Below are 12,185 nucleotides of genomic sequence, written 5' to 3'. Positions count from 1 at the left end.
TGACATGACCGCTACCACACCACACCTGGAGCAGGCCGCCGGCCGGTCGACCTGGCGCGCGTTGCGCCGGGAACCGCTCGGCCTTGGCGCGCTGGCCGTGCTCGTGCTGCTGGTTCTCGTCGCGATCGCGGCGCCGTTGCTGGCCACCTACCCGTCCGGCTACGGCGATGTCGTGCTCGCGCCCCCGTCCGGTGGGCACTGGTTCGGCACCGACAGCCTGGGGCTGGACGTCTACGGCGAGGTCGTCTGGGGAACGCGGCAGAGCCTGTTGGTCGCCGCGGCGGCGTCGCTGCTGGCCATCCTGGTCGGCACGCTGCTCGCGGTGATCAGCGCGTACTTCCCCAAGATCGACGCCCCGATCGGGGTGATCGTCGACCTGACCCTGTCCCTGCCGATCCTGCCGCTGATGATCCTGGTCGCGGCGCTCGCCGGGCCGAGCACCCAGACGATCATCATCGTGATCGCCGCGTTCTCCTGGCCCGAGGTGACCAGAGTCGTGCGGTCGCAGGCACTCGCCGTGGTCCGACTGCCCTATGTGGACGCCGCGCGGCTGATGACCAAGTCGCCCGTGTGGATCATCACCAGGCACGTGATCCCCGCGGTGGCCCCGCTGATCCTGGTGTCGGTGGTGCTCACCGCCTCCCGGGCGGTGCTGTCCGCGGCCGGGCTGGCGTTCCTGGGCCTGGGCGACCCGACGAGCTGGTCCTGGGGCCGCATCCTTTACGAGGCGCAGCAGGCGGGGGCGATGTCCACCGCGTGGTGGCTGCCCTTGTTCCCGTCCCTGGCGATCCTGCTGCTCGTGCTGGCGGCGACACTGCTGTCCACGGCCTACAACGACGCCCGCAACCCACGTCGCCGGAGGGCGAAATGACCTTCTCCCAACGACTCAGCCCAGCTTTCTTCGCCGACGTGCAGGACAAGGTCCGGGCTCGCGCGGCCGAGGACGACCTCGACGCGGTGTTCACCGACGATCCGGAGGACGTCGCGTACCTGACCGGCTTCTTCCACCACCCGTGCGAACGGCCGGTCGCGGTCTGGCTGGAGGCCACCGGCCGCTGCGTTCTGCTGCTGCCTGAGCTGGAACGTGAGCACGCCGAGGCACAGAACGCAGCCGCGGAACTGGTGTCGTACCCGGAGTATCCCGGTGTGCTGCCGCCGTTCGCCGCCCTGGCGAATTTCGTCGGGACCGCGAACCGGCGTGTCGGCCACACCACGTCGATCTCCTACCAGCGGCTGGCCGCCGCCCGAGCCGAACTGTCCACTATGGAGTTTGTGCCGACCGATCTGGTGACGGTCTGCCGGTACGTCAAGACGCCTGAGGAAGTCGCCCTGCACGCGGAGGCCGCGCGGATCACCGACCTGATGCTGACCGCTGGGGTCGAACTCGTCACCGGCGCCGTCGCGGCCGGCCGGGAACTGCCCAGTGAGGCGGAGTTGGCCTCGTACGTGGGCAAGGTCGGCACCGGGACGATGTACGCCGAGCACACCGATGTCGTCGTGGTGTCGATGCTCGCCGGCGGCCTGGTCTACGCCGGGGCCAACTCGGCGTACCCGCACGGCCTGCCGTCCGGTTACCGACTCACCCCGGGCGACACGTTCATGCTGTCGCTCGGATGCGCGGTCGGCGGGCGGTTCGTGGAAGGCGAGCGCACCTTCGTGCTGGGCGAGCCCACCGAAGAGCAGCGTCGTTTTCACCAGGCCGTCTGGGAGGCACAGCAGGTCGGCGGCGAGGCGATCCGGCCCGGCGTCGAGTGCCGCGCGGCGAACGCGACCTGCCTGGCCGTGCTGCGGGACGCCGGTCTCGGCGGGTATCTGCGGCACCGGCAGGGCCACGGGATCGGCCTGGGCATGCACGAGCCGCCGTGGCTGGAGGACGGTGACGACACCGTGCTCGAACCGGGGATGATCGTGTCCAACGAGCCGGGGATCTACGTGCCTGGTCACGCCGGGTACCGCATCTCCGACAGCATGCTCGTCACCGAGGAGGGCGCCGAGCCACTCACCGCCTTCCCCCGCGGCCTCGAAGACTGCGTGATCCCGGTATGACAAAGGAGAAACCAATGTCCACACAGGACTCACCGAAGTTCGCCGCCGCGATCACCGAGGCACAGTTCGTCGAGATCAACGGCAACCGGCTGGCCGTCGAGGTGCTCGGCCCGCCGGACGCGCCGGTGCTGATCGCCCACCACGGCGCCCCCGGACTGGGTTCGCGCGCCGAGCCCCGGGCCAGCTTCGGCCGGCTCGCCGACACCTACCGGGTGGTGGTGTTCGACGCCCGTGGCTCCGGGCAGAGCGAGGGCAAGGGCCCGTTCAGCCACGAGCAGTGGGCGGCCGACATCGAGGGCCTGCGTGAATGGATCGGCGCCGAGCAGATCATCATGGCCGGCGGGTCGTACGGCGGCTTCATGGCCATGGAGTACACGATCCGCCACCCCGACCGCGTGTCCGCGCTCGTGCTGCGCGACACGTCGCCGGACAACTCACACGAGGAAGCCGCGCGCGCCAACGCCTTGGCCTCGGCGCGGGTGCAGGTCGACCCGGACAAGCTCGACCGCATCTTCAACGGCCGCGTACGCGACAACGACGACCTACGCGACTGCTGGCGCGAAATCCTGCCGCTCTACGACTACAACTACGACCCGGCCGCAGTGCAACAGCGCGTCGACGCCACACCGTACCGTTACGAGGCTCACAACTACGCTTTTTCGGTGAACATCCCCGGATACGACATCAAGTCCGCGCTATCGTCCATCAGCTGTCCGACCCTGGTCACCGTGGGCCGGACGGACTGGATCACCCCGGTGGACCGCAGCGAGGCCATCGCGAACCTGGTCGCGGACTCGCGGCTGGTGATCTTCGAGAAGTCGGGGCACTCACCGCAGATCGAGGAGGCCGAGGCGTGGACGAGAACGGTACGGGAGTTCCTCGCGGGCATCGGACAGTGAAGGCGCTCGCCACCCTCGACGACCTCAGCCGCCAGATCATCGTGGCGCTGCAACAGGACGGCCGCGCCAGTTGGACCGCGATCGCGGCGGCCTGCGACACGTCCGTCCCGACGGTGGCCCGGCGGGTGCAGCAGCTGATCGCCGACGGTGTGATGCGCGTGGCCGTCATGGCGAGCCTGGGCAGCACCGGTCCGGTGGAGACGTTCTTCGCGCGGATCGGCTGCCGGCCCGGCACCCAGTTCGAGGTCGCCGAGCAGCTGGTCGGCCGCGACGACATCCGGTACGCCGGCCTGATCACCGGGCCGTACGACATCGCGGTCGAGCTGGTCGTGCCCGCCGGCGCCACCCGCTATCCCCGAACCATGCTGGAAGTCCAGCGCATCGAGGGGGTCGAGCGCTGGTACAGCGACCTGATCCTGCACGTCTACAAGATCACCCACGACTGGAGCCAGCAGCTGCTCGACGCCACCGCGCCGGTGCCCCACCGCGCCACGGAGGAGCCGACGTGCGCCCCGGAGCACCTGGACAAACTCGACGTGGCCATCCTGCGGGTCCTGCGGGAGGACGGGCGGGCGAGTTTCAAAGCCGTCGCCGACGCACTGGAGATCAACGAAAGCACGGTGCGGCGGCGGTTCGAGCGGATGATCAACGACGGCTGCGCGTCCGTGGTGACCCTCGTGCCCGCGGCCGCACTGGGCCTGGAGACCGAGACGCTGCTGACAGTGACCGTCCAGCCCGCGAAGCTCAGTTCGGTGGCGCAGTCGCTGGCCCAACACCGGTCCGTGCGCTACCTGGCGGCGACCCTGGACGGCAACTCCTTACTCTGCGAGGTGATCGCGTCCTCCACCCGCGGCCTGTTCGAGTTCACCACCGCCACCCTCGCGGAACTCGACGGCGTGATCGGGTGGAGCTCCTCGGTGGAGCTGCTGTCGCTCAAACGCGGTTTCGTCGAAGCCCCTTGGTGGCGGGCCCAACTCGCCGAGGACCGGACCATCCGCAACGGCCGCACTCTTCCGCTCGCGGCCGAACCGCGGTGACGCCAGGACTGCGGCTGGACCGGCCACACCGGACTCGGCGTGGCCGATCCGCGCCGGCCTATCCGGTGCAGAACTCCGCCTTGAGGAGCTTCTGGACCGCCTTGGCGCCTTCCGGAATCAGGTCGACGTCTTTGTCCCCGGTGGTCACCGAGGCGGACAGGGTCTTGCGGCCGTCGAGCGTGCTGTACGTCAGCTGCCCGTAGCCGTTGATGAAGCCGCTGATGGCGACGAGAGTGCCGCCACAACTCGGGCCCATGGCCATCATGGTCAACCCGAAGCCGTAGCCGCTCGTCGGATACGGCGTGAGCATCTGGGCCAACAGTGGGGCCGGCAGCAGCTTCCCGCCGAGCAACGCGGCGAGGAACGTGCTGAGATCCTGGGTGGTCGAGATCATGTCACCGCCGTTGGACAGCCACGACGGGTTCTGCCGGGAGACGTCAACCGTCTGCTTCTGCCCGGAGGCGTCCTCGTACCGGTAGTAACCGTGGGCGTGCGGCCCGAGGATCTCCGTCGACCAGAGTTCCGGCGCCTCAGTACCCCAGAGCTTGAGCGGCCACAGGATCCGCCGCTTCACCTCGTCGACGTACGAATGCCCGGTGACCTTCTCGATCAGCAGCCTGATCAGCACGTAGTTGGTGTTGGCGTAGCTCCAGCCCGTGCCCGGCTCGAACCGGGTCGGCTTGGCCAACGCGAACCGGGCCAGCTCCGCCGGCGGATAGACGTGGAACCGGTTGTCCACCCACTCCTCGCCGGTCACCGGGATCCCCGGCTCGAACCGGTCCGGGTAGAACTCGCCGGTGAAGTTGAACAGCCCGCTGGTGTGCTGCAACAACATCCGCACCGTGATCCGCCGGTCCAACCCGTACCCGGGCAGGTAGTCGGCCGCCGGGGTGTCGAGCCCGACCTGGCCGGCGGCCACCAGCTGCAACGCCACCGTCGCGGTGAACGCCTTGGTGGCGCTGCCCACCCGAAACCGCCCGTACGTGGCGGGCTTCGCGGGCTCACCCAGCTTGCTCACCCCGGCACTGCCGACCCACTCGCCCCGCTGGTCGCGCACGCGCATCTGCGTCCCGGCGAAACCCTGGTCGACGATGGACTGGATGGCCGCCTGCAACTCCGGCCGGTCCGGCCTGGCAGCGGCCGTCGCGGGCGCGGCCGCCCCGGCCAGCAACGTGACCGCCAGCGCCGCGACCCCCACCCGCCGGAGGACCCGCGGCGTCCGGACCCTGTTGGTACTCCTGGTTGTTCGCGGCTCCGAGGCCGCGATCGGTGAACTGATCACAGCCGCCACCATCGCCAGCCGTCCTGACACCGAACAGTCACCGGGCTGACACGGCCACCACCCCGGGCGTCATCCGGACGGTCACTCCTGGACGGCCGCGCCGGTGAGGAAGACCGGCCAGCCGACCTCGGTTCGCCATTGTGTCGTGTCCGCTGTGTCGCGCTGGCCGACGACGTAGTACTCCCGGATGGGGCCGTCGACCGAGATGGCGTGGCGGGCCACATAGGTCGCGAGGGCCGAGTAGGTGCGGTCGACATCCGTCGGTGGTCCGTCGTGTGCCATGACCGCCAGTTCGGCGGCCGGGACGAGCTGGGTCGAGACCCGGCCCATCGGCTGGACCGGGCCGGCGCAGGGCAGGAAGATGGTCACCTGGCCGTGGGCGTGGGTGAACACCTCGTCGGCGTAGAGGCCGCCGGCCGGACCGGTGTGGGGAAGTTGTTGCGCGGCCAGCGTCGCGTAGAGCTCACCGAGCGCGCCCTGTTGCCAGGTCGCCGCGTCTTCGGCGGCGACTGTCTCGGTGATCACGGCAGCCGGGACGGCGGGTGCGCTGCGCAGCTCGACGTCGGCGACTCCGCCGGCGGCGTCCCGCACGAGGAGATCACGCAACGTGCCGACGGCTCGCTGCGTGCGCCCGAGGTGTTCTTCCAGGCGCTTGAGATGCATCACGATCCGTTCGGTGCGCACCCGTGGATCGGGTGTGGCCAGGATCGCCTGGATCTCCTCCAGTGGCATGTCCAGGTCGCGGAAGCGGCGGATGACCTGGACCGTGGGCAGTTGTTCGGTGGTGTAGCGCCGGTAGCCGGTGTGCGGATCCACGTCAGCGGGTTCGAGCAGGCCGATCCGGTGATAGTGGCGCAGCGTCTTGATGGTCAGGTGGGTGGCGCGGGAGAAGTCCCCGATCGACAGATGCCCGGTCATGATCCGTAGTGTGCGCCCTCCCCCAAGGGGAGAGTTCGCCCGGAGAACCGGCTTGACCCTGCCGCGGCGGCACCGCCGACCGTCTGTGCCAGCGGCCACCCTGGCCGACGGAAGGGAACACCCAGTCATGTCGAACACGACCGCCGATCCCACCCTCATCGCCACCCGCTACGTCGAGAACGCCCGGATCCGCACGGACTACCACCTGACCACCCAACCGCTGGCCGGCTGAACAACTGCCATGCCGACCTTACGTACTTCGGACGGAACCGAGCTGTACTACCGGGACTGGGGCGCTGGACGCCCGGTCGTGTTCGTGCACAGCATGCTGATGAGTGGCCACATGTGGGAGCACCAGATGCTGCACCTGGTCGAGCACGGGTATCGCGCGGTCGCCTACGACCGCCGCGGTCACGGGCGATCCGACGACCCGGGTAGCGGATACGAGTTCGACACCCTCGCCGACGATCTGGCCGCCGTACTCACCACCCTTGAGCTCACCGACGTCACCCTGGTCGGGCACTCGATGGGCGGCGGCGAGATCGTCCGGTACCTCAGCAGACACGGTGACCAGCGCGTCTCGGGCATCGCGTTGGTGGGTGCCACGGTGCCGAAACTGGATCTCGGTCCCGCCGAGGCGACGCAGTGGCTGGACCAGCTTCGAGACGGCTACGGCCAGTGGGTGGCGGACAGCACCGCGGCGTCCTTCGGCAGCGGGCTACCCAGCCGCGCGATACCCCCGGTGGAAACGCAACGCACCATCCAGGACTGGATGGGGGTGTCACTCAAGGCCGCGGTGGACTGCGCCGCCGCGCACGTGGCGGCCGACTTCAGCGCCGAGATGCGCGAGATCACGGTTCCCGCGCTGGTGGTGCACGGCGACAGCGACCTCTTCGGGCCCTTGGACGTCTTTGGTCGCCGCTCGGCCGAGCTGATCCCCGACAGCAGGTTCCTGGTCTACCGCGACGCGCCCCACATGCTCCAGCTGTCCCACCGCCAGCAGCTCAACGCCGACCTGCTGGCGTTCGTCCGATGCGGACCCGACGATCAGGAGGCACCGGCGGTGACGAGGCCCGACTCGTAGGCCGCGATGACCGCTTGGGCGCGGTCGCGGACGGTCAGCTTGTCGAAGATGCTGGTGATGTGGTTCTTGACCGTGGACAGGCTGATGTCCAGGGCGCGGGCGATCTCGGAGTTGTCCAGGCCGGTGGCCATCAGACGCCACACCTCGACCTCCCGGGGTGTGAGGTCACTGAGGCCGGTGGGGGTCGGTCGGGCAGTGCCGGGTGGTCGTACGTAGGTGGAGATCAGCCGGGTGAGCAGGCGCGGCGCGACAGCGGCCTCGCCGGCGTGGACGGTGCGGATGGCCGCGCTCAGATCCTCCGGGGAGCTGTCCTTGGGCAGGAACCCGTAGGCCCCAGCGCGCAGGGCGCCCACCACGTACTCGTCCATGTCGAAGGTGCTGAGGGCCAGGACCCGGCAGCCGGGCGCGGTGGCGGCGAGTTCCCTGGTCGCGCCGACGCCGTCGAGGCCGGGCATCCGGATGTCCATCACCACCACGTCCGGACGCAGTTGGTGGGCGAGGGCGATCGCCTGCGTGCCGTTCTCGGCCTCGCCCACCACCTCGAACGACGGGTCGGGCGAGAGGATCAGCGACAGGCCGCGCCGGACCAGCGGCTGGTCGTCCACGATCAGCACCCTGATCCGCCCGGACCCGGTCATCGCAGCGCCCCCTCGTGCTGGTCGGTCGGGCTCAGCGGCAGGTCAGCCACCACCGCGAACCCCCCGTCGGCCTGCGGGCCGGCGGTGAGGGTGCCGCCGTGCAGGGCGACGCGCTCGCGCATGCCGATCAGGCCGTAACCGCCCGAGCCCAGCGCCATCTCCTGCGGTGGCGTGTCCCCGCCGTCGTCCCGTACCTCGACGGTGACCCCGTCCTGGCGGTACGTCAGCTGTACGGACGCGCGGGCGTGCCCTGCGTACTTGCGGGCGTTGCTGAGGGCCTCCTGGGCGATCCTGAACACCGTGAGGCCGACGGTCGGCGGCAGCGGACGCCGCGGCCCGCGGACGGTGAACTCGGTCGGCAGTCCGGCCAGACGAGACTCGGCCACCAAGCGGTCGAGGTCGTCGACGCCGGGCTGCGGCAGCGGCGGCGCGGCCTCCGGCTCGTCGTCGGCCCGCAGCACGTCGAGGAGCTGGCGCATCTCGCGCAGCGCGAGCCGCCCGGAGGACTCCAAGGTGACCAGGGCGTCCTGGACCACCTCCGGTTGGGCGATGTTGGCTCGGGCTCCGCCGGCCATCAGCTGCATGGTGGTGATGTGGTGGGCCACGATGTCGTGCAGCTCCCGTGCGATGCGGCGGCGTTCGTCGGCCACCGCACGGTCGGCGAGGAGTTGGCGGTTGGTCGCCACCTCCTGCTGCCAACGGTTGATCACCAGGGCGGCGCCGACGACGATCAGGACGGTGAGGGGCGAGTTGATGAGGTCCGGCCAGGACGGAATCCGGCCGTTGCTCTGGCTCAACAGCGTCAGCGACGCCGTCGCGACGGCCGCGACCGCCGTCACCCAGCCGGGGCGGAACCGGGCGACTGAGTACAGGGCGACCACCAGGACGGCACCGAAGTGGCGGGACAACGGCACGGCCAGGGTGGCCGTCGTGTCGAGGATCAGGACAGCGGCGAGCACCGCCACTGGGTGGGTGCGCCGGGCGAGCAGTGGTACGGCTGCCAGCGCGACCAGGAGGAACCCGGTCACGCTCACGACGTGTTGGTCGTCGGGGGTGTTGAAGAACACGTAGCTGAGCAGGTTCAGCACGCAGGCCCCGGCGGCCACGAGCGCGTCGTTACGGGTCCACGGCGGCTCCCAGGCGTCAGGCCGGCTGTGTCGGCTCCTGGGCATGTCCTGTTCTCCCTGCTTACGGCCCCCTCAGGACAGGGTCGCACAGCACCTGGGCGGCAGCAGCTCGCGGCCATGGGACTAGGACCAGGATCCTGGTCACGGGATGGTGGAGGGGACTCAGGGCCCCGGTTCGGATCATCCGCGGTTACGACGCTTGCCGACCGGTCGGACTGATGGGCTGAAAACCGGCCGGGAACCCCCGGCAGACGCCCGCATTCGCCGGAGGACCTCGTGATCCGCGCCCTGACCGGATATTCCACCCGACACCCGTGGCGGGTCATCACCGCCTGGCTGGTGCTGGGTGTCGCGTTGATCGCGCTGACCCCGACGCTGATCGCCCGCGTCACCCAGCACCAGGCCGGGGACTTCCTGCCCAGCGGCTACGACTCGGCCGCCGCGCTGCGGATCGCCGAGCAGCAGTTCGGGGTGAACCCCGATGCCACCACGGTGACGATGCTGGTGGCCCGCGCCGACGGCAGGGCCCTTGGTGCCGCCGACGAGGAGCGGGTCGAGGCCGAGGCGGCGAAGCTGGCCCAGCGCCGGGTGGTCATGCCGAGGGGCGACGACGACATGCCGCGGTTCCTGGTCCCGGACCACTCCCAGACACCCCGGATCGCCCCGGCCATGACAGCGCCCGACCGGGGTTTCGAACTGCTCTCCGTCCAGCTGACCGGGAATCCCTCGGCCAAGGGGGTGCAGGACGTCTACCGGACCTTCCGGGACGCCGCCCGGACGCAGTTCGCCGAGGCGGGGATGCGCACCGGTTTCACCGGGGGTCTCGCCGACCGAGTCGACACGGCAGATGCCAACGAGACCGCCGCGAAGGTGGGAAGCGCCCTCGTCACGGTGTTCATCATCCTGCTCAACGTGCTGGTGTTCCGCAGCGTGCTGGCGGCCCTGCTACCGCTGCTGGCGGTCGCCGTCATCGGCGGTGTCGCGGCGGGAGCCGTGGCGGGTGCCGCGACGCTCACCGGGCAGAAGCTCGACGCGGGCACCCCGGACCTGATCAACGTGGTCCTGCTCGGCATCGGCATCGACTACCTGCTGTTCCTGCTGTTCCGCTTCCGCGAACACCTGCGCGACCGACCTGAGCAGTCCGCCCGCGAAGTGGCTGGGCAGGTCACCGCCCGGGTGGGCACCGCGATCACTTCGGCGGCGCTGACCATCGTGGCCGCGTTCGCCACGCTGGGCCTGGCGACCTTCGGGCAGTTCCGCTCGCTGGGCCCGGCGATCGCCATCGCGGTCCTGGTGATGCTGCTCGGCAGCCTCACCCTGATGCCGGCGCTGCTCGCGGCCGCCGGGCGCAAGATGTTCTGGCCCTCCAAATCGCTGCGCGACACGCCGCGAGAAGGCCGCGCCGCCCGCCTGGGCGCGCCGGTCACGCGACGACCGTTGATGATGGTGGCTGCCTCCGTCGCCCTGCTTGGCGCGCTGGCCGCGGGGTTGGTCGGCATCCGCATGGACTACGGCCGGGGCGACTCCGGTGACCCAACCCCGGCCGTAGCCACCGCGGCCGAGATCTCCCGCACGCTGCCGGCCGGAGCGTCGGACCCGACTAGCGTCTTCGTCACCGCCAAGGACGGCGGCGCACTGACCACCGACCGGCTGGACGGCCTCGCCCGAGGGCTCGCCCAGGTCAAGGGTGTCGGCCAGGTCGCGAAGACGGTCCTGAACGAGGACCACCGGGCCGCCCGGATCGACCTCTACCTGACCGCCGACCCGCAGAGCCAACAGGCCCGTGACCTGGCCTCCGGACCGGTCCGGGACGCGGTCGCCCGGAACACACCCAGCGGGACGACGGCACACGTCGGCGGGACCGCGGCGATCTTCGCCGACATCGCCACCGCCGTCGACCATGACCTGAAGATCGTGTTCCCGGTCGCGGCCGCGCTGATCGCGCTGATCCTGCTGCTGCTCCTGCGCAGCCTGCTCGCACCGGTGCTGCTGATGCTCTCCGTCGGGCTCGGCTTCGCCGCCACCCTCGGCGCCGCCACCCTGCTGTTCCAGCACACCCTCGGCAACCCAGGCGTCAACTTCACCCTGCCACTGGTGCTGTTCCTGTTCGTCGTGGCACTGGGCACCGACTACAACATCCTGATCACCGACCGGGTCCGGGAGGAGATGCGGCGACCGGGCCCGGCCCGTGCCGCAGTCGCTCGCGCGGTCCGGCACACCACACCGGCCATCGCGACGGCCGGTCTGGTGCTTGCCGGCTCCTTCGCCACGCTCGCCACCAGCCCAGGCAACGAACAGGTCGCCTTCGCGATGGCGCTCGGCATCATGCTCTCCGCGCTCGTCCTTTCGCTGGTGCTGGTCCCCGCGCTGGCCGCCCTCCTCGGCCGGGCCCTCTGGTGGCCAGTCCGCCCGCGGCACAGCGTGCGCACGGACCATTCAGGACACGGGAGCCGCTACGCCGCCGGGGACCGGGAGCAGGTTGCGGATTCGGGTGTTCTGAAAGGATGAGAGCTTCCAGCGACCGTTCTCCCGGACTGCCACATAGGTCTGGCGGGACAGGGCCTCCGGGTGGCATGCCGTCTCACCTGGCCACAGCACACAGTTGTCGCCCACGATCATGACAGCCACCCCAGGCCCGACGAATCGAACGTTCGTCAGTGGCGCCACCGGGTCGGGCGAAAGGCGGGTGCCCTTCATGTACTTGTCGAACCACAACGTGAAGTTTCGATCGATCTGCGCTCGACCGTTCGACAACGTGCCGTCGAACGCGACGTGCACGCCGTTCTCGGTGAACACGGCGGCGAGCGCGTGCCCGTCGTTCCTTGCCCAGGCGTCGTTCTGCTTCTGCAGCAGCTGCCGCAACTCCTCCCGGTCGCGCCTGTGTTGGTCCGCCTGGGATTCCTGCTCGGTTCGTGGTGTTGCCGCGTTCGCCACGGCGACACCCGTACTGAGCAACACCGCTGCCGCGGCGGCAACCACCCGCCAGTGCGACCCGCCCGATTTCCGCAACCGCATGCCGTTTCTCCCTCCAGTATGTCCGTTCGCTGGTAACTTTCGCCGCCGTGCGGCCGTGTTCGCCATCTGCCACCTGGCAGGTTGTGCGAGCGAAGACGCCGCGGTCTCTGCCGAACGGCAGAGCCTCGGCGGCGGGCAC

11 protein-coding genes are annotated in these 12,185 nt (G+C 70.0%); 6 read left to right on the top strand and 5 right to left on the bottom strand.

The genetic code is table 11. From position 1 onward, the window contains the following. Positions 1–4: 4 nt before the first annotated feature. Genes EV192_RS20780 through EV192_RS20765 form a run of 4 tightly spaced genes read left to right on the top strand, consistent with a single transcriptional unit; the run spans position 5 to position 3,982 of the window. The gene (locus EV192_RS20780) at positions 5–871 is read left to right on the top strand and encodes an ABC transporter permease (protein WP_132117750.1); all 867 of its coding nucleotides are present in this window, start codon (positions 5–7) and stop codon (positions 869–871) included. Continuing rightward, the gene (locus EV192_RS20775; RefSeq protein ID WP_132117748.1) at positions 868–2,046 is read left to right on the top strand and encodes a M24 family metallopeptidase; all 1,179 of its coding nucleotides are present in this window, start codon (positions 868–870) and stop codon (positions 2,044–2,046) included. The genes EV192_RS20780 and EV192_RS20775 overlap by 4 nt, the downstream gene beginning before the upstream one ends. A 14-nt stretch (positions 2,047–2,060) precedes the next feature. Further along, complete coding sequence (locus tag EV192_RS20770) at positions 2,061–2,945, top strand: alpha/beta fold hydrolase (protein ID WP_132117746.1); 885 nt, start codon at positions 2,061–2,063, stop codon at positions 2,943–2,945. After that, positions 2,900–3,982 (top strand): Lrp/AsnC family transcriptional regulator, encoded by a 1,083-nt coding sequence (locus EV192_RS20765; RefSeq protein WP_207926158.1) that lies wholly within the window; start codon positions 2,900–2,902, stop codon positions 3,980–3,982. The genes EV192_RS20770 and EV192_RS20765 overlap by 46 nt, the downstream gene beginning before the upstream one ends. Positions 3,983–4,040: 58 nt before the next feature. On the opposite strand, the gene EV192_RS20760 is transcribed toward EV192_RS20765, so the two are convergent. Together EV192_RS20760 and EV192_RS20755 are read right to left on the bottom strand one after the other, a co-directional pair. Beyond that, a complete protein-coding gene (locus EV192_RS20760; RefSeq protein WP_243726962.1) occupies positions 4,041–5,264 on the bottom strand; it encodes a serine hydrolase domain-containing protein in 1,224 nt (407 codons plus the stop codon). A gap of 81 nt (positions 5,265–5,345) precedes the next feature. Continuing rightward, positions 5,346–6,182 carry a MerR family transcriptional regulator gene (locus EV192_RS20755; RefSeq protein ID WP_132117744.1) on the bottom strand — a complete coding sequence of 279 codons (837 nt, stop codon included), beginning with the start codon at positions 6,180–6,182 and terminating at the stop codon, positions 5,346–5,348. 241 nt (positions 6,183–6,423) lie between these two features. Between EV192_RS20755 and EV192_RS20750 the strand changes: the two genes are divergently transcribed. Further along, on the top strand, positions 6,424–7,266 hold the full coding sequence (locus EV192_RS20750) for an alpha/beta fold hydrolase (protein WP_132117742.1): 843 nt from the start codon (positions 6,424–6,426) through the stop codon (positions 7,264–7,266). Here EV192_RS20750 and EV192_RS20745 read toward each other — a convergent pair. Both EV192_RS20745 and EV192_RS20740 read right to left on the bottom strand, forming a co-directional pair. Further along, positions 7,230–7,904 (bottom strand): response regulator, encoded by a 675-nt coding sequence (locus tag EV192_RS20745; protein ID WP_132117741.1) that lies wholly within the window; start codon positions 7,902–7,904, stop codon positions 7,230–7,232. The two genes, EV192_RS20750 and EV192_RS20745, sit on opposite strands and share 37 nt — an antisense overlap. After that, positions 7,901–9,076 (bottom strand): sensor histidine kinase, encoded by a 1,176-nt coding sequence (locus tag EV192_RS20740; RefSeq protein ID WP_132117740.1) that lies wholly within the window; start codon positions 9,074–9,076, stop codon positions 7,901–7,903. Before EV192_RS20740 ends, EV192_RS20745 begins: the two co-directional genes overlap by 4 nt. A 231-nt stretch (positions 9,077–9,307) precedes the next feature. Between EV192_RS20740 and EV192_RS20735 the strand changes: the two genes are divergently transcribed. After that, on the top strand, positions 9,308–11,539 hold the full coding sequence (locus tag EV192_RS20735; protein WP_132117739.1) for an MMPL family transporter: 2,232 nt from the start codon (positions 9,308–9,310) through the stop codon (positions 11,537–11,539). Here EV192_RS20735 and EV192_RS20730 read toward each other — a convergent pair. Further along, positions 11,468–12,046 (bottom strand): SgcJ/EcaC family oxidoreductase, encoded by a 579-nt coding sequence (locus tag EV192_RS20730; RefSeq protein ID WP_165960517.1) that lies wholly within the window; start codon positions 12,044–12,046, stop codon positions 11,468–11,470. The genes EV192_RS20735 and EV192_RS20730 overlap by 72 nt on opposite strands. Between the last annotated feature and the right edge of the window lie 139 nt (positions 12,047–12,185).

Origin of the sequence: Actinocrispum wychmicini, assembly GCF_004345645.1 — a bacterium.
GTDB classification, from domain to species: Bacteria; Actinomycetota; Actinomycetes; order Mycobacteriales; family Pseudonocardiaceae; genus Kibdelosporangium; species Kibdelosporangium wychmicini.
The sequence above is the reverse complement of the archived record's forward strand: the minus strand, read 5'-3'. Positions and strand labels throughout refer to the sequence as shown.

Excerpts from the sequence above, each read along its gene's own strand:
- EV192_RS20745 (WP_132117741.1), bottom strand. The coding sequence starts at position 7,904 with ATGACCGGGTCCGGGCGGATCAGGGTGCTGATCGTGGACGACCAGCCG.
- EV192_RS20770 (WP_132117746.1), top strand. The coding sequence starts at position 2,061 with ATGTCCACACAGGACTCACCGAAGTTCGCCGCCGCGATCACCGAGGCA.
- EV192_RS20740 (WP_132117740.1), bottom strand. The coding sequence starts at position 9,076 with ATGCCCAGGAGCCGACACAGCCGGCCTGACGCCTGGGAGCCGCCGTGG.
- EV192_RS20750 (WP_132117742.1), top strand. The coding sequence starts at position 6,424 with ATGCCGACCTTACGTACTTCGGACGGAACCGAGCTGTACTACCGGGAC.
- EV192_RS20775 (WP_132117748.1), top strand. The coding sequence starts at position 868 with ATGACCTTCTCCCAACGACTCAGCCCAGCTTTCTTCGCCGACGTGCAG.
- EV192_RS20755 (WP_132117744.1), bottom strand. The coding sequence starts at position 6,182 with ATGACCGGGCATCTGTCGATCGGGGACTTCTCCCGCGCCACCCACCTG.
- EV192_RS20730 (WP_165960517.1), bottom strand. The coding sequence starts at position 12,046 with ATGCGGTTGCGGAAATCGGGCGGGTCGCACTGGCGGGTGGTTGCCGCC.
- EV192_RS20780 (WP_132117750.1), top strand. The coding sequence starts at position 5 with ATGACCGCTACCACACCACACCTGGAGCAGGCCGCCGGCCGGTCGACC.